18 protein-coding genes are annotated in these 14,198 nt (G+C 73.2%); 13 read left to right on the top strand and 5 right to left on the bottom strand.

The window, feature by feature from the left end; genetic code table 11:
• Positions 1-4 precede the first annotated feature (4 nt).
• From Q0116_RS06145 to Q0116_RS06090, 12 genes are all read left to right on the top strand, one after another.
• Entirely contained in the window at positions 5-214 is a 210-nt protein-coding gene (locus Q0116_RS06145; RefSeq protein ID WP_297886464.1) for a hypothetical protein, read from the top strand.
• Between the two features lie 72 nt (positions 215-286).
• Positions 287-1,564 carry a histidinol dehydrogenase gene (gene hisD / locus Q0116_RS06140; RefSeq protein WP_297886463.1) on the top strand — a complete coding sequence of 426 codons (1,278 nt, stop codon included), beginning with the start codon at positions 287-289 and terminating at the stop codon, positions 1,562-1,564.
• Positions 1,565-1,625: 61 nt separating this feature from the next.
• Positions 1,626-2,750 carry a mechanosensitive ion channel family protein gene (locus tag Q0116_RS06135; protein ID WP_297886462.1) on the top strand — a complete coding sequence of 375 codons (1,125 nt, stop codon included), beginning with the start codon at positions 1,626-1,628 and terminating at the stop codon, positions 2,748-2,750.
• Positions 2,751-2,797: 47 nt separating this feature from the next.
• Positions 2,798-3,172 carry an iron-sulfur cluster assembly accessory protein gene (locus Q0116_RS06130; RefSeq protein ID WP_049930136.1) on the top strand — a complete coding sequence of 125 codons (375 nt, stop codon included), beginning with the start codon at positions 2,798-2,800 and terminating at the stop codon, positions 3,170-3,172.
• 105 nt (positions 3,173-3,277) lie between these two features.
• Entirely contained in the window at positions 3,278-3,523 is a 246-nt protein-coding gene (locus tag Q0116_RS06125) for a DUF5816 domain-containing protein (RefSeq protein WP_297886461.1), read from the top strand.
• 117 nt (positions 3,524-3,640) lie between these two features.
• On the top strand, positions 3,641-3,979 hold the full coding sequence (locus Q0116_RS06120; RefSeq protein ID WP_297886460.1) for a hypothetical protein: 339 nt from the start codon (positions 3,641-3,643) through the stop codon (positions 3,977-3,979).
• Positions 3,980-4,025: 46 nt separating this feature from the next.
• Entirely contained in the window at positions 4,026-4,460 is a 435-nt protein-coding gene (locus Q0116_RS06115) for a pyridoxamine 5'-phosphate oxidase family protein (protein ID WP_297886459.1), read from the top strand.
• Positions 4,461-4,553: 93 nt separating this feature from the next.
• Positions 4,554-4,754 (top strand): dodecin, encoded by a 201-nt coding sequence (locus Q0116_RS06110; RefSeq protein WP_006114497.1) that lies wholly within the window; start codon positions 4,554-4,556, stop codon positions 4,752-4,754.
• Between the two features lie 312 nt (positions 4,755-5,066).
• Positions 5,067-6,287, top strand: a complete 1,221-nt coding sequence (locus Q0116_RS06105; protein WP_297886458.1) for a DHHA1 domain-containing protein — start codon at positions 5,067-5,069, stop codon at positions 6,285-6,287.
• Entirely contained in the window at positions 6,284-7,303 is a 1,020-nt protein-coding gene (locus Q0116_RS06100; RefSeq protein ID WP_297886457.1) for an AIR synthase family protein, read from the top strand. The genes Q0116_RS06105 and Q0116_RS06100 overlap by 4 nt, the downstream gene beginning before the upstream one ends.
• Before the next feature lie 81 nt (positions 7,304-7,384).
• Positions 7,385-8,557, top strand: coding sequence for an acyl-CoA dehydrogenase family protein (locus Q0116_RS06095; protein WP_297886456.1), 1,173 nt, complete (start codon positions 7,385-7,387; stop codon positions 8,555-8,557).
• Positions 8,554-9,174 (top strand): HAD family hydrolase, encoded by a 621-nt coding sequence (locus Q0116_RS06090; RefSeq protein WP_297886455.1) that lies wholly within the window; start codon positions 8,554-8,556, stop codon positions 9,172-9,174. The genes Q0116_RS06095 and Q0116_RS06090 overlap by 4 nt, the downstream gene beginning before the upstream one ends.
• Before the next feature lie 44 nt (positions 9,175-9,218).
• On the opposite strand, the gene Q0116_RS06085 is transcribed toward Q0116_RS06090, so the two are convergent.
• A complete protein-coding gene (locus tag Q0116_RS06085) occupies positions 9,219-9,629 on the bottom strand; it encodes a DUF5822 domain-containing protein (RefSeq protein WP_297886454.1) in 411 nt (136 codons plus the stop codon).
• 133 nt (positions 9,630-9,762) lie between these two features.
• Between Q0116_RS06085 and panB the strand changes: the two genes are divergently transcribed.
• A complete protein-coding gene (gene panB / locus Q0116_RS06080; RefSeq protein WP_297886453.1) occupies positions 9,763-10,569 on the top strand; it encodes a 3-methyl-2-oxobutanoate hydroxymethyltransferase in 807 nt (268 codons plus the stop codon).
• A gap of 19 nt (positions 10,570-10,588) precedes the next feature.
• Here the strand turns inward: panB and Q0116_RS06075 are convergent, their stop codons facing one another.
• The 4 genes from Q0116_RS06075 to Q0116_RS06060 form a co-directional block, all read right to left on the bottom strand.
• The gene (locus tag Q0116_RS06075; RefSeq protein WP_297886452.1) at positions 10,589-11,461 is read right to left on the bottom strand and encodes a CPBP family intramembrane glutamic endopeptidase; all 873 of its coding nucleotides are present in this window, start codon (positions 11,459-11,461) and stop codon (positions 10,589-10,591) included.
• A 101-nt stretch (positions 11,462-11,562) separates the two neighbouring features.
• The gene (locus Q0116_RS06070) at positions 11,563-12,162 is read right to left on the bottom strand and encodes an NUDIX hydrolase (RefSeq protein ID WP_297886451.1); all 600 of its coding nucleotides are present in this window, start codon (positions 12,160-12,162) and stop codon (positions 11,563-11,565) included.
• A 66-nt stretch (positions 12,163-12,228) separates the two neighbouring features.
• Positions 12,229-12,681, bottom strand: a complete 453-nt coding sequence (locus Q0116_RS06065; protein WP_297886450.1) for a hypothetical protein — start codon at positions 12,679-12,681, stop codon at positions 12,229-12,231.
• Positions 12,682-12,730: 49 nt separating this feature from the next.
• On the bottom strand, positions 12,731-14,179 hold the full coding sequence (locus tag Q0116_RS06060) for a DNA polymerase IV (protein ID WP_297886449.1): 1,449 nt from the start codon (positions 14,177-14,179) through the stop codon (positions 12,731-12,733).
• Positions 14,180-14,198: the final 19 nt, after the last annotated feature.

The following is a 14,198-nucleotide window of genomic DNA, read 5'->3' as shown; positions in this document are numbered from 1 at the left end:
CCGGATGGATCGCTCCCGGTTCGTCGCGCTCGCGTTCGCCGCGTTCGGCCTCGTGTTCATCTCCTTCCTCATCCGCGGCACGACGCGCTTGGTGGCCCCGTACGGCGTTGCCGTCGCCGCGTCCGCCCCCGTCCTCTTCGCGGCGGCGGCGCTGCTGGCCGCGCTCCTCGTCCTCGCCCTGCTCGACGTCGCCGGGATCCGTCCGCTGACCTGAGTGCCGGCGCGGTCGGCCCGCGCCGTTCGACCGAGTCGGAACGCCCTTGCCCCGCCGTCCCCGACGACGCGTATGGACGTACGAACCGTCGCGGACCTCTCGCCGGCCGAACGGCGCGCCTTCTTCGAGCGCGACGCCGGCGTCGAGGGGGTCCGCGAAGACGTGCGGGAGATCGTCGATCGGGTCCGCGAGGAGGGCGACGTCGCGGTCCGCGAGTTCGCCGAGGAGTTCGACGGGGTCGCCGTCGGCAACGTGGACATCACCGACGACGCGGCGCGGGCGCACGAGGAGCTGGCCGACGCCGACGACCCGGTCCTCGACGCGGTCCGGGAGGCGGCCGCCAACGTCCGCGAGTTCCACGAGCGACAGCGCCCGGACGACTGGCGCGACGACTTCGGCGGCCGCGAGCTCGGCCGGCGCTTCCGCCCGATCGACCGCGTCGGGGTGTACGTGCCCGGCGGCGCGGCCGCGTACCCCTCCAGCGCGCTGATGGGCGTCATCCCCGCGGTCGTCGCCGGCGTCGACCACGTCGCGGTCGCCACGCCGCCGGCGGCGGACCTGAACCCGGTCACCCTCGCGGCGATCCACGAGGCGGGGGCCGACGCGGTGTACCAGGTCGGCGGCGCGCAGGCCATCGGCGCGCTCGCGTACGGCACGGAGACGGTGACGCGGACCCAGAAGATCGTGGGCCCCGGTAACAAGTGGGTCACCGCCGCGAAGTCGATCGTCCAGGGCGACGTCGAGATCGACTTCCTCGCCGGCCCGAGCGAGGTGCTCGTCCTCGCGGACGAGACCGCGGACCCCGACCTCGTCGCGGCCGACCTCGTCGCGCAGGCCGAACACGACCCGAACGCCTCCGTGGTCGCGGTCACGGACGACGCCGACCTCGCCGCCGCCGTCGCCGACGCGATCGATGCGCAGGCGGCCGAGCGCGAGCGCGAGGAGACGATCCGGGCCGCCCTCGACAACGAGGCCTCGGGCGTCCTCCACGCCCGGTCGATGCCCGAGGCCGTGCTGTTCGCCGAGGAGTACGCCGCCGAGCACCTCTCGATCGTGGCCGACGACGACGAGGCGCTCTTAGACCGGATCACCAACGCGGGCTCCGTCTTCCTCGGCCCGTACTCGCCGGTCGCCGCGGGCGACTACGCGGCCGGGACGAACCACGTGCTGCCGACGAACGGCGGCGCGAAGCGGTACGGCGGGCTCTCCGTGGACACGTTCCTCCGCTCCTCGACGGTCCAGCGGCTCGACCGCGACGCGCTCGACGACCTCTCGGGGACGATCACGGGCCTCGCCGAGGCGGAGGGGCTGGAGGCGCACGCGGAGAGCGTCCGGAAGCGGTTCGAGTAGCGACGGATCCGGGAAATCGGCTGGCAGCAACGGTTATGCCGCGGAGCCGCCTCGGGACGGTATGTTTCCGTCGCCGCTGACGCTGTTCGAGGGGTTCACCGCGCTGGAGGCGACGGTCGCGGTCCTCGTCGTCTCGGTCGTCGCCGCGGTGGGGATGGAGTACGCGATCCTGCGGGTCGCCCGTCGGTACGTCGCGAGCACCGACTCCGCGTACGACGACATCGTCGTCTCCTCGCTCCGCCCGCCGCTCGTCGTCACCGCCGCGCTCGCCGGCGTGTTCCTCCTCACGCAGGTGCCGGCGGTCCGGTCGTCGGTGCTCGTGAGCCCGCAGCTGCTCGACGCGGTGTTCGGTCGGCCGTCGCTGTCGCTCATCGTCCTCGTCTGGGCGTACGGGGCGAACACCGTCGTCAACCGACTCGTCGCCGCGGTCAACGCCGAGGGCGGCCGGTTCGACTTCGCACCCGTCTTCTCGAACGTCTGGACGCTGGCGGTGCTCGTCGGGAGCGTCGGCACCCTGCTGTGGCTCTGGGGCATCGAGATCACGCCCCTGCTCGGCGCGGCGGGAGTCGCCGGCATCGCGGTCGGCTTCGCCGCGAAAGACACCGTCGCGAACTTCTTCGGCGGGATCGCGCTGTACTTCGACGACACCTACAAGATCGGCGACTACATCGTCCTCGACGACGGCACGGCCGGGACCGTGATCAAGGTGGGCGTCCGCTCGACGACGCTGCTCACCCGCGACGAGGTGCTCGTGACGGTGCCGAACGCGGCGCTCAACGCCGCGAAGGTGACCAACGAGTCCGCGCCCCAGCGCCGCCGCCGCGTCCGGGTCCCGATCGGCGTCGCCTACGGGACCGACGTGGACGAGTTCGAGGCGCTCGCTTTGGAAGTCGTGGCGGCCGAGCCGCTGGTCCTCGACTCCCCGAAGCCCCGGGCGCGGTTCCGGTCGTTCGGCGACTCGGCGCTCCAGTACGAGATCCTCTGTTGGGTGAACGGGCCGACCCGTCGCCGCCGCGCGCAACACGAGCTCAACCGGGCGCTGTACGTCGCGCTCGGCGACGCCGACATCGAGATCCCGTACCCGAAGCGGGACGTAACGGTCAGCGGGGCCGTCGGGCCCGCGGCGGCCGCCCGCGACGGTGCGCCCGAGTCCGACCCGGACCCGGGCGTCGACGCCGCGACCTGACGGCTCCCGCCGGCAGGGTTTTGAGTGTCGACGCCGAACGCGTTCGCATGAGTACCGAACCGGCCGACACCGGGACCGAGGGGAACGACCCGGCGATCGAGGTGACTCCGGACGCCGCCGAGGAGGCGCTCTCGCTCCTGGAGGGCGAGGGGCTCGACACCGACATCGCCGGACTGCGGCTGTTCGTCCAGCAGGGCGGCTGCGCGGGGCTGTCGTACGGCATGCGCTTCGACACCGAGCCGGAGGAAGACGACCTCGTCGTGGAACACCACGACCTCCGGGTGTTCGTCGACCCCGCGAGCAAGAACTACATCGGCGGGAGCACGCTCGACTACGAACACGGCCTCCAGGCGGCCGGCTTCGAGGTCGAGAACCCGAACGTCGTCTCCGAGTGCGGCTGCGGCGAGTCGTTCCGGACGTAGCCGTCCGCCCGCGGTCCGAGAACCGAACTTTCCTCACCCTCGGCTCCCCGTTTCTCCCGACTCCCGAGTCCGCCGCTTAAGTCGCTCGGGCGGGTACGGGCTCCCATGAGCCTGGAAGCGTCGACGACGGCGAGCGGGGAGCGGGTGTACACCGACCGGTCGCGCACGGAGCGCGGCGCGGACGGCCCCTTCTACCTCGTGTTCGCGGACGAGGCGGCCGAGTCCCGCTGGGGGTTCCGCTGCGGTAACTGCGGTTCGTTCGACACGGCGATGGACACGATGGGCCGGATCCAGTGTACCGAGTGCGGCAACCTCCGGAAGCCGGACGAGTGGGACGCGGCCCACGAGTGAGCCGCCGGCGACGAGGCGCGCTCGCGGCTCTCCCCGGCGTTCCCGACCGCACCGCAGATTCTCCCCGTCCGAAATCGTGAGAAACTTTATCACGGATGGAGCCGAACTTCGAGGTAGATGGCCACTGCGAGCATCCCCCCGACGACCGAGGCCAGAGACGTCTTCCGCGAACTGGGATACACCGTCTCCGACGGCGGACGAGAGTTCGTCGCGGAACGAAAGTGGCGGCGCGTGTTCGTGACGGTGCTGTGTATGGACGACGACGACCTCGACCCGTATCTCGCAGACGGCGGTGACGACGCGCGCCTCCGGTGTTTCGTCACCTGGCGCGACCGCGCGGCCGACCTCCAGGAGCGGCTCCTCGCTTCGAAACCGCCCTACGACTGGGCGGTGATCGGCGTCGATCACGACGGCGAGGACTTCGCCGTGATGGAAGGCGCGCCGGGCAGCCCCTGACTCCCCGCGGCTACGGCTATTTGCGCACCCGCCGCGTACGGTCCCCATGGAACACGTCGAGTACGTCTACACGAGCGGCATGACCGAGTCGGACGTCGACGCCCGCCTCCGGACCGGCGAGCACGGCGTCCTGGGGCTGGCGGACGGCGACGACGCGTACGCCGTCCCGCTGAGCTACCACTACGACGGCGACCGCTTCCTCCTCCGCGTGAGCGCTCACGGCGACGACGGCGAGAAGGGGCGGTTCGTCGAGACCACCGACACCGCCACGTTCGTGTGCTACGAGTCGTCGACCGAGGAGTCGTGGAGCGTCCACGCCCGCGGGCCGATCCGGAAGTACGAGCGAGACGTCGACGAGGCGACGCTCAACGAGTGGTTCCAGCCGTTCCGGCTCTTCGACGAGGCGGTCGAAGCCGTCGAGTTCACCCTGTACGAGCTGCGGCCGGAGACCGTCATCGGTCGCGCGACCGCGGACAGGTAGCCGGTGAACCGGCGCGGATAGAACGGGGCCGCCGCGGCCCCGCCCGCGGAGACGCCTATTTTTATCTCCCCATGCGTCTTACCAGCACGTGACATGGTGTTCAAGAAGATCACGCTGATCGGGACGAGCGAGGAGAGCTTCGACGCCGCGGCCGACGACGCCATCGACCGCGCCGAGGACACGCTGGACAACGTCTACTGGGTCGAAGTCGAGGAGTTCGGCGTCGAGTTACAGGGGGCGACCGACCGCGAGTATCAGGCCGAAGTCGAGGTCGCGTTCGAACTGGAGGGATAACCGGGAGGCGGTCCTTCTGATCGTTTATCGGTAGCCGCGAGCGGCGCTGGGGCCCGTTTATAAACGGTGGTTCACGGATTGTCGACGAACACCGCCTCGCGACTGCCCCTTCGAGTCCCGCCCCGCACAGCGACCGCAGCCTCACGCCTCCCCAACCTCGTCGGCCGGCCTCCGCTTCGCTCCGGCCGCCCGACTCCCTCGCACGCGCTCCTCGCGCCCTTTCGGGCGCTCGGAGGCGCGCGCCACCGCAGTTCGTTTACGTTGGATACCGCGGCGGTCACCTATTTACCCGCCCGCGCCCACGACCCGGCAATGACCGCTTCACGCGCGCCGGCCGAGCCGACGGTCCGGGAGTTCGAAGCGACGGTCGACCGCGTCGACGGCCGCGAGGTCGTCCTCGACGAGACGTACTTCTACGCCGAGTCCGGCGGCCAGCCGGCCGACAGGGGGACCGTCGACGGCCACCTCGTCGCCGACGTCACCGAGCGGGACGGGGACGTGGTCCACGTCCTCGACCCCGACGCCGACCCCGACCTCGCGCCCGGCGACGAGGTCACGGGCCTGATCGACGACGCGTTCCGGACCTACTGCGCCCGGGCGCACACCGCCTCCCACGTGCTGTACGGGGCCGCGCGCCGTATCGCCGAGGACCTCGGCTACGCCGGCTTCGACATCTCGGAGACGAAGGTCCGCGTCGACCTGACGACCGCCGAGCCGTTAGACGACGGCGACCTGATCGAGCTAGAGCGGCTCGCCAACCGCGCCGTCTGGGACTCGCTACCCGTCTCGTGGGAGATCCACTCGGCCGAGGAGGCCCGCGACGTCGACGGGATCGCGTTCAACACGAAGACGGAGGAGGGCGCGATGAGCGGTGGCGCGGTCCGGGTCGTGACGGTTGGCGAGGCGGACGACCCGTGGGACGTCGCCGCCTGCGGCGGGACTCACGTCGAGAACACCGCGGATATCGGGCCGATCGCGGTTCTGGACCGGTCGAACCCGGGCGAGGGGGTCACCCGCGTCGAGTTCGCGGTCGGCCCGACCGCCATCGACGAGATCGGCGCGGTCCACGCCGCCGCGCTCGACGCCGCGACGACGCTGGACGCACGCGTCGGTGACCTCCCCGACGCCGTCTCTCGCCTCCTCGAGGAGGCCGACCGGCTGGAGGCGGACCTCCGCGAGGCGCGCGGGGAACTCCTCGCCGCCCGCCTGCGCGACCTCCCGACGACCGAGGTCGACGGCGCGCGGTGGGCGATCGGGACCGTCGCCGACGCCGACCCGAACGAGCTCCGGGAGCCGGCGACCGAGGCGGTCGGAAGTGACACCGCCGTCGACGCCCTCGCCGCGGTCGGCGCGGGAGACGCCCCCTTCGTCGTGGTCGCGGCCGCGGGCGACGCGGCCGTCGACGCGGGCGACGTCGTCGGCGCGGTCACCGACGAGTTCGGCGGGGGCGGCGGCGGCGGCCCGACGTTCGCGCAGGGCGGCGGGCTCGACGCGGACCCCGACGCCGTCGCGGCGTGGCTCCGCGAGCGATGACCGGGAAACTGGGGCCGGAGGCGCTCGCCGCGGCGCTCGCGGCGACCGGCGCGCCCGACGCCGCGGTGACGCAGGGGCCGGCCTACGGGGAGGACGCGGCCGCGATCGACCTGGCCGACGCGGGCGAGACGCTCGTCGTCGCGAGCGACCCGCTGTCGCTGGCGGCCGAGTCTGTCGGGACGCTGGCGGTCCACGTCGCCTGTAACGACGTCGCCGCGAGCGGGGCCGACCCGCGGTGGCTCACGCACACGCTCTTCCTCCCGGACGACGACCCCGACCGGCTCCGGGCCGTCGTCGACCAGGTCGACGCGACCGCGAGCGCCCTCGGCGCGTCGGTCGTCGGGGGCCACACCGAGGTGCTCGACGCGCTCGACCGGCCGCTCTGCTCGATGACGGCGATGGGGACGACGGACCGCTTCGTGTCGAGCGGCGGGGCCGAGCCGGGCGACCGCCTCCTCCTCACCAAGGGGGCGGCGATCGAGGCGACGGCGATCCTCGCGACCGACTTCCGCGAGGAGTGTCTGGAGGCGGGCGTCTCGGCCGCGACGCTCGACGCCGCCGCCGGCTTCCTCGACGAGGTGAGCGTCGTCCCCGACGCGGCCGCGGTCCGCGACGCCGCGACCGCGCTCCACGACCCGACCGAGGGGGGCGTGGCGACGGCGCTGGTCGAGATGGCGGCGGCGAGCGGGGCGGTCTTCGCCGTCGACCGCGACGCGGTCCCGGTCCGCCCCGAGACGCGCGCCTGCTGTGACGCGCTCGGCGTCGACCCCCTCGCGACGTTCGGTTCGGGCGCGCTGCTGGCGGCCGTCCCGCCGGACCGGGTCGACGGCGCGCTCGACGCGCTCGACGCGGCCGGGATCGCGGGCGCGGCGATCGGGTCGGTCGAATCGCCCTCTAGGGACGGCGGCGACCCGGACGACGCCGCGGGTACCGTCCGGCTCGACGGGGAGACGCTCGCCGAGCCGCCGCGGGACGACCTGTACCCGCTCTGGGCGGCGCGCGACGCGGGCGAGTAGGCGGTGACGCCGTCCGAGACGCCGAGGCGGACGGTCTCGCCGATCGCTCACCTTTTTCGGTGAGGGACCGAAGTCGGTGACATGACCGGAGCACGTGTCGGGTCGGCGCTCACCGACGAACAGCAGGCGGTCCGCGACCTCGTCGAGGAGTTCGCGGCCGAGGAGGTCCGACCGACGGCGGCCGAGGCCGACGAGACCGAGACGTTCCCCGAGGAGGTGTGGGACGGGCTCGCCGAACTCGGGCTGACAGGACTGACGGTCCCCGAGGAGTACGGCGGGTTCGGCGCGGACGAGACGACCTACGCGGTCGCCAACGAGGCGCTGGCGCACGGGTCGCTCGCGGTCGCGACCGCGCTCTCCGTCCACTGCCTCGCCACCTCCTGTATCGCCGAGTTCGGCAGCGAGGCCCAGCGCGAGGCGTGGCTCCCCGAGATGGCGGAGACCGGTCGCCCGGTGGGGATGTTCTGTCTCTCCGAGCCGCACGCGGGCTCGAACCCCGCGGAGATGTCGACGACCGCGACGTACGACCCCGCGACCGACGAGTACGCGCTGAACGGCGAGAAGCAGTGGATCACGAACGGGAAACGCGGCGGGGTGGCGATCGTCTTCGCGAAGGTCGTCGACGAGGCGCACGACCCCGACGACGACGCGATCACGCAGTTCCTCGTCCCGGCCGACACCGACGGGTTCGAGGTCGGCAAGAAGGAGGAGAAGCTGGGCCTCCGCGCGTCGGACACGACCGGGCTAACCTTCGACGACTGTCGGATCCCCGCGGAGAACCGGCTCACCGAGCCGGGGAGGGGGCTCTCCGCGGCCTTCCGGACGCTCACCGAGGGGCGGATCGGCATCGCGGCGCAGGCGGTCGGCGTCGCGCAGGCGGCGCTCGACGAGGCGACGTCCTACGCCGAGGAGCGCGAGCAGTTCGACCGGCCGATCGCCGACATCCAGACGATCCGGCACAAGCTCGCCGAGATGTCGACCGACGTGTCGGCGGCGCGGCTGCTCGTCCGCGAGGCGTGCCGGCAGGCGGAGGCGGGCGAGGACTACCGCGTCGCGGCCTCGAAGGCGAAGTACCGCGCCAGCGAGGCCGCGATGTCGGTGACGAACGAGGCGATCCAGGTCCACGGCGGCTACGGCTACACGACCGAGTTCGACGTCGAGCGCCTCTACCGCGACGCGAAGATCACGGAGATCTACGAGGGGACGACGGAGGTCCAGAAGACGATCATCGCCCGCGGGGTGTTCGACGAGTGAGCGACGGCGACGCCCCCCGGCTCGCCGCGTACGACGCGGTCGTCTACGACCTCGACGGGACGCTCGTCGAGCTCGCGGTCGACTGGGACGCCGTCGCGGACGCGGTCCTCGACGTCTACGCCGCGCACGCGCTCATCCCGCCGACCGAGGACCTGTGGGGGCTCCTCGGCGCGGCCGACGACTACGGGATCCGGGCCGAGGTCGAGGAGGCGATCGCGGGCCACGAGCGACACGGCGCCCGCGACTCCACGCGGCTTCCGCTCGCCGACCGACTCGCGGCCGGGAGCGAGGCGCACTCCGCCGACGGACCGGCCGCGGACGGCGGTCGCGACGCTCCCCACCCGCCCGCGGGCGTCTGTTCGCTCAACTGCGAGGACGCGTGTCGGATCGCGACCGAGACGCACGGCCTTGACGACGCCATCGTCGCGGACGCGATCGTCGGCCGCGACTCCGTCGGGAGCCACAAGCCCGACCCCGAGTCGCTGCTCGCGGCGATCGACCGGCTCGGGGCCGCCCCCGAGGACGCCCTGTTCGTCGGCGACTCCCGGACCGACGCGGTGGCCGCCGAGCGCGGCGGCGTCGACTTCGCGTGGGTCGCGGACCTGATCGCCGAGTAGCGACCCGCGCCGTCCGCGACGCTGCGATCCCCGCCGCTCTCGGGTCAGTCGCCCTTCTCTGCCCCGTCGGTCGGCCCGGCGGTCGAGCCGGCGGTCTCCGGCCCGTCGTCTCCGGTGACAGCGTCTCCGTCTCCGGCGGCAGCGTCGGCGTCTCGTTCCGCGCTGCTGTCAGCGTCGGCGTCTCGTTCCGCTCCAGCGGTGGCGTCGCCGTCCGAACCGCCGTCGCCGGCGTCCGACCGCCGCGCGTACAGCGCGACGGCGACCGCGGTGACGAACCAGATGGGCGCGCCGACCCGGACCGCGAACGCGGCGCGCGCCCCCCACGTCTCCAGCGTCACGAGCGTCGACAGCAGCGCCACGACGGGCGCCCCCACGAGGATGGTGACGACGAACGTCGTCTGCATCACCCACGCGTAGTCGACCCCCTCGTACTCGGCCCGCTCGACTGGTTGCACGCGAGCGACTCGGCGGCCGAGCGGCAAATCGGTGGCGGTCGCCGGCGGCGTCGGGGGCGCCGGCGTTCGGACGCGCCGCCCCGCCTTTCCGGTTCCCGACGATTTTACGGCGTCGCGCGGGTCACACCGAGGTATGACCACGACGCGGGGGCTGCGGGAGCGCGACGACCCGATCACGATGCTGACCGCCTACGACGCCCCGACGGCGGCGATCGTCGACGAGGCGGGGATCGACGTCGTCCTCGTCGGCGACAGCATGGGCAACGCCGCCTTGGGCTACGACTCCACGCTCCCCGTCACGTTCGACGAGGTTGCGAGCCGGACCGCGGCGGTGGCGCGCGCGACCGAGGACGCGCTGGTCGTCGCCGACATGCCGTTCCTCTCCTTCGGCGTCGACGAGGCCGAGTCCGTCCGCAACGCGGGCCGACTGCTGAAGGAGGCGAACGCGGACGCGGTGAAGATCGAGAGCGGGCCGCACACCGTCGACGTGACCCGCCGCATGACCGAGGTCGGCATCCCGGTGATGGCGCACCTCGGCCTGACGCCCCAGCACGTGAATCGGCTCGGCGGCTACACCCGGCAAGGGACCGACGAGGACGCCGCCGAGGAGATCATCGACCTCGCGGGGGCGCACGCCGACGCCGGGGCGTTCGCGCTCGTGCTGGAACACGTCCCCGCGAACCTCGCGGGCGCGGTGACCGAGGCGCTCGACGTCCCGACGATCGGCATCGGTGCGGGCCCCGACTGCGACGGACAGGTGCTCGTGATCAACGACGCGGTGGGGCTCGGCGAGTGGTCGCCGCCGTTCGCGAAGCGGTTCGGCGACGTGCGCGGCGAGATGGTCGACGCCGTCGAGGCGTACGAGGCGGCCGTGACGAGCGGCGAGTTCCCGGCCGAGGAACACTCGCACGTCGAGGAGGAGCTGGGCGACCTGTACTGAGCGCCCGACCGCTCGCGGATCAGACCGGCAGGAAGCCGAGGACCGCCGGCATCGCGTCCGTCTGTGTGACGGCGACGTAGAGCGCGGTGAACAGCACGGCGTTGTGGAGCCCGTGGAGCAGCGCGGGGACCACGAGGTTCTCGGTGTACTCGTACACCGCGCCGAACACCAGGCTCGGCACGAAGAGGATCCCGATCGTCGTCAGCCGCGCGGAGAGGCCGCCGGTCAGCGCCATCACGTGGATGGCCGCGAAGATGGCGGCGGAGAGGGCGATCGACGGGGCCGCCGGCAGCGACTCGCGGAGCCGCCCCTGGACCACGCCGCGGTAGAGGATCTCCTCGCAGGGGCCGATGACGAGGAACGACGCGGCGATGAAAAGCGGGATGATCGCGGGGTTCCCCATCGCCAGCTCCGCGCTCTGGTTCGACGCGGTCTCGGTGCCGAGCGCCTGGACGACCGTCGAGACCGCGAGGATCAAGATCAGGATGACGACCCAGCCGCCGAGGACGATTCCGACCTCCTTGAGGCTCGGCACCCGGACGCCGAGGTACGAGACGATCCCCTCGCGGTCGAACCCGCGCCACGCGAGGTAGGCGATCGCCAGCCCGCCGAACGCGACGTACTGGCCGAATATCAGGGTCAGAACGACGCTCGCAGCCAGCGAGAGCCCTCCGGTCAGGGCGCTGACACCGAAGACGATCCCGCCGCTCGCGATCGCGATCACGGGGCCGAGGATGCCGAGGGCCAGCGCCGTCACCACCGCGACGCCCGGCGAGCCGCCGGTCGTCCCCGGATCGCCAGCGTCGTCGGAGACGGCGTCCGGGTCGACCTCGTCGAACTCTTCGGGGACCCCGCCGTCCGGGGTCGGATCGCCGCTGGAGGGATCTGTCATCGTCCGAGGTAGGACCCCCGCGGCAAAATGATTGTCCGTGTCGGAAGCCGCGACGCCGTCACCCACCGGCCGCCCCGCGCTCGCGACCCGCGCGCCGCCCGCTATCGGTGGAGCAGTTCGTACCACAGCACCGCGGTGACGGCGCGCCCGTCGCGCAGGCCGCCGTCGACGACGGCGGCGAGGAGGTCGTCGTACGGCACCGTCTCCACCGCGATCGACTCGTTGTGGTCCAGTTCGCGCTCGGCGGTCGGCTCGCAGCCGGTCGCCAGCACGTGGTGGTGGACCGCGTTGGCCATCCCGTTCGTGGGCTCGACGGTCGTGAGCCGCTCGAAGCCCTCGGCCTCGTACCCGGTCTCCTCGGCGAGCTCGCGGGCCGCGGCGCGCTCGATCGCCCCGGTGGTCGCTCCGCCGCCGGTCGCCGTCGATCCCTCGTCCGTCGCCTCCGTGTCACCGTCTTCCGGCTCCATCGTCCCGGCGGGGATCCCGCGGTTCACCCGCCCGACCGCCTGTCGCCACTCGTCGATGACGACGACGTCGCCGCCGGGCGTCAGCGGGAGCACCACGACCGCCGGCGGCTCGTCGACGTAGTGATACCCGTCGGTCTCCCCGTCCGGGAACCGCACCTCGTCGCGCCGCACGTCGAAGCCGGGGCAGGCGTAGTCGACGGCCGAGTCGAGCGTCTCCCACGAGAGGTCGTCCATACGTTCGGGTCGGCGCTCGGGCATGTTAATCCCCGTACTCCGCGGGCGCGCCGCTCGGCGGGCGCGTCACTCCGGCGCGTCCCGCCGCCACGCTCGGGCCTCGGCGACCGCCCGGCTCACGACCGCGCCGGCGACCCACGCGATCGTCCCCAGCGCGAGCGCCTCGACCGCGACGAAGACGAGCCCGTCGAGTTCGAGGAGCGCGCCGACGCGCTCGCCGAGGGGCCGTCCGGGGAGTCCGAGGAGGTAGTGGTCGGCGTTGGCCCCGAGCAGCGCTCCGTAGGTGGCGGCCCACGCGAGCGCGACCCCGGCCCGTCGGTAGGCGAGGGCCGCGGCCGCGAGGAGGCCCACGGCCGCGGCGTCGACCGCGAGGAACACCACGCCGCCGGCGTGCGCGAAGACGCCGAGGCCGTAGCCGACGAAGACGACGAGGAAGGCCAGCGGCGGGGCGAGGAGGCGATACCGACGCGACGAGCCGTCCGGGTTCGCACCGAGGAGGACGCGGCGAGCGAGGGACATACGCCCGGATCGTCTCGATCGCGTGATAAATCCACGCGTCGAGCGCGGCTCACGACCAGTCGCCGAGCGACGCCTGTCCGTCGGCGGTCCGGCGCTCGTCGTCGCCCGCCGCCGAGTCGTCTTCCGACCCCGGTTCCCCGCCGACCCAGTCGGTGAGCTTCCCGCCGTCGCCGTCTGTGGCGACCGTCCGCGCGCCGGAGCCGCGGGCGTCGTCGCCCGCCCCGCGGTCTCCGTCTCCCCGTCCGTCGCCCGCGTCGAACCCCCCGAGCGTCGCCTGGTCGGTCTCGGCGAAGTCGAGGTTCGAGACGCGCACGCCGAGCTTCCGGACGCGGGTCTCGTCGAACTCGGCGAGCAGGTCGAGCGCCACCTCCTCGACGAGGTCGGGGTCGTCGACGGGGCCGGGGAGGCTCCGGGCGCGGGTGTTCACGTCGAACGGCGGCTCGACCGCCTTGATCCCGATGGTGCGGTAGAGGCAGCCGCGCTCGCGGGCGCGACGGGCCACGTCGGCGGCGAGCGCGGAGACGGTCTCCCGCTTCGTCCCCTCGTCGGCGGTCGTCGGCAGCGCCGACTCCCGCGAGAGGCTCTTCGGGAGGCCGGTCGGCGTCACCTCGCGGTCGTCGTCGCCGGCGGCGCGCCGGGAGAGCTCCGGGCCGCGCTCGCCGAGCGCCTCCGCCAGCCGGTCGCGGTCGGCGGCGGCCAGGTCGCCGGCGGTCTCTACGCCGAAGTCCGCGAGCGTCTCTTCGGTCACGGGTCCGACCCCGTGGACGTCGGCGGTCGGCAGCGGCGCGAGGAACTCGGCCACCGACCCCGGCGGCACGACGACGAGGCCGTCCGGCTTGTCGGCGTCGCTCGCCACCTTCGCGGCCGACATGTTCGGCGCGACGCCGACGCTCGCCGGCACCCCCGCCTCGCGCTCGATCCGGTCTTTCACGTGCCGGGCGTACCCCTCGGCGAGCGTCCGCGCCTCGGCGGGCCCGGCGGCGGCGCTCGGCGGCGGGTCGGCGGGGTCCTCGCCCGCGACCGTCCACGCGGTCCGGTCGGTGACGTCGAGGTACGCCTCGTCGATGCTCACCTCGCGGCGGGTGTCGGCGCAGTCGCGCAGCACGTCCTTCACCTCGCCCGCCACGTCCTCGTAGAAGTCGAGGTCGACCGGGACGTACCGGCCGGCCTCCGCCGGGTCCGGCGCGTCCGGGTCGTCCGGGTCCGCGTCGGCGCGGCGGGGCAGCAGCTCCAGCGCCTCCGAGATCGGCATCGCGCTCTCGACGCCGACCTCGCGGGCCTCGTAGCTCGCGGTCGCGACCGCGCCGATCGACTCGCCCGGCTCGTACCCCATCCCGACCACGACGGGTTCGCCCGCGAGGTCGGGGTGACGCAGCCGCTCGCAGGAGGCGTAAAAGCAGTCCATGTCGACGTGGCAGACGACGCGGTCCGCGGCGTCGTCGTCCCCGCCGCCGGCGCCCGGGAGCGTCTCCCCGGCGACTGGCGTCCCGCCGGTCATCGCCCCAATCTCCGCGCTC

This window comes from uncultured Halorubrum sp. (assembly GCF_937146585.1).
In the GTDB taxonomy this organism is placed as follows: domain Archaea; phylum Halobacteriota; class Halobacteria; order Halobacteriales; family Haloferacaceae; genus Halorubrum; species Halorubrum miltondacostae.
This window is presented reverse-complemented; position numbering and strand designations above follow the sequence as displayed.

Coding starts and splice junctions, on each gene's coding strand:
- Q0116_RS06100 (WP_297886457.1), top strand. CDS start 6,284: ATGACCGGGAAACTGGGGCCGGAGGCGCTCGCCGCGGCGCTCGCGGCG.
- Q0116_RS06070 (WP_297886451.1), bottom strand. CDS start 12,162: ATGGACGACCTCTCGTGGGAGACGCTCGACTCGGCCGTCGACTACGCC.
- Q0116_RS06095 (WP_297886456.1), top strand. CDS start 7,385: ATGACCGGAGCACGTGTCGGGTCGGCGCTCACCGACGAACAGCAGGCG.
- Q0116_RS06115 (WP_297886459.1), top strand. CDS start 4,026: ATGGAACACGTCGAGTACGTCTACACGAGCGGCATGACCGAGTCGGAC.
- panB (WP_297886453.1), top strand. CDS start 9,763: ATGACCACGACGCGGGGGCTGCGGGAGCGCGACGACCCGATCACGATG.
- Q0116_RS06135 (WP_297886462.1), top strand. CDS start 1,626: ATGTTTCCGTCGCCGCTGACGCTGTTCGAGGGGTTCACCGCGCTGGAG.
- Q0116_RS06120 (WP_297886460.1), top strand. CDS start 3,641: ATGGCCACTGCGAGCATCCCCCCGACGACCGAGGCCAGAGACGTCTTC.
- hisD (WP_297886463.1), top strand. CDS start 287: ATGGACGTACGAACCGTCGCGGACCTCTCGCCGGCCGAACGGCGCGCC.
- Q0116_RS06145 (WP_297886464.1), top strand. CDS start 5: ATGGATCGCTCCCGGTTCGTCGCGCTCGCGTTCGCCGCGTTCGGCCTC.
- Q0116_RS06075 (WP_297886452.1), bottom strand. CDS start 11,461: ATGACAGATCCCTCCAGCGGCGATCCGACCCCGGACGGCGGGGTCCCC.
- Q0116_RS06105 (WP_297886458.1), top strand. CDS start 5,067: ATGACCGCTTCACGCGCGCCGGCCGAGCCGACGGTCCGGGAGTTCGAA.
- Q0116_RS06125 (WP_297886461.1), top strand. CDS start 3,278: ATGAGCCTGGAAGCGTCGACGACGGCGAGCGGGGAGCGGGTGTACACC.
- Q0116_RS06060 (WP_297886449.1), bottom strand. CDS start 14,179: ATGACCGGCGGGACGCCAGTCGCCGGGGAGACGCTCCCGGGCGCCGGC.
- Q0116_RS06130 (WP_049930136.1), top strand. CDS start 2,798: ATGAGTACCGAACCGGCCGACACCGGGACCGAGGGGAACGACCCGGCG.
- Q0116_RS06110 (WP_006114497.1), top strand. CDS start 4,554: ATGGTGTTCAAGAAGATCACGCTGATCGGGACGAGCGAGGAGAGCTTC.
- Q0116_RS06065 (WP_297886450.1), bottom strand. CDS start 12,681: ATGTCCCTCGCTCGCCGCGTCCTCCTCGGTGCGAACCCGGACGGCTCG.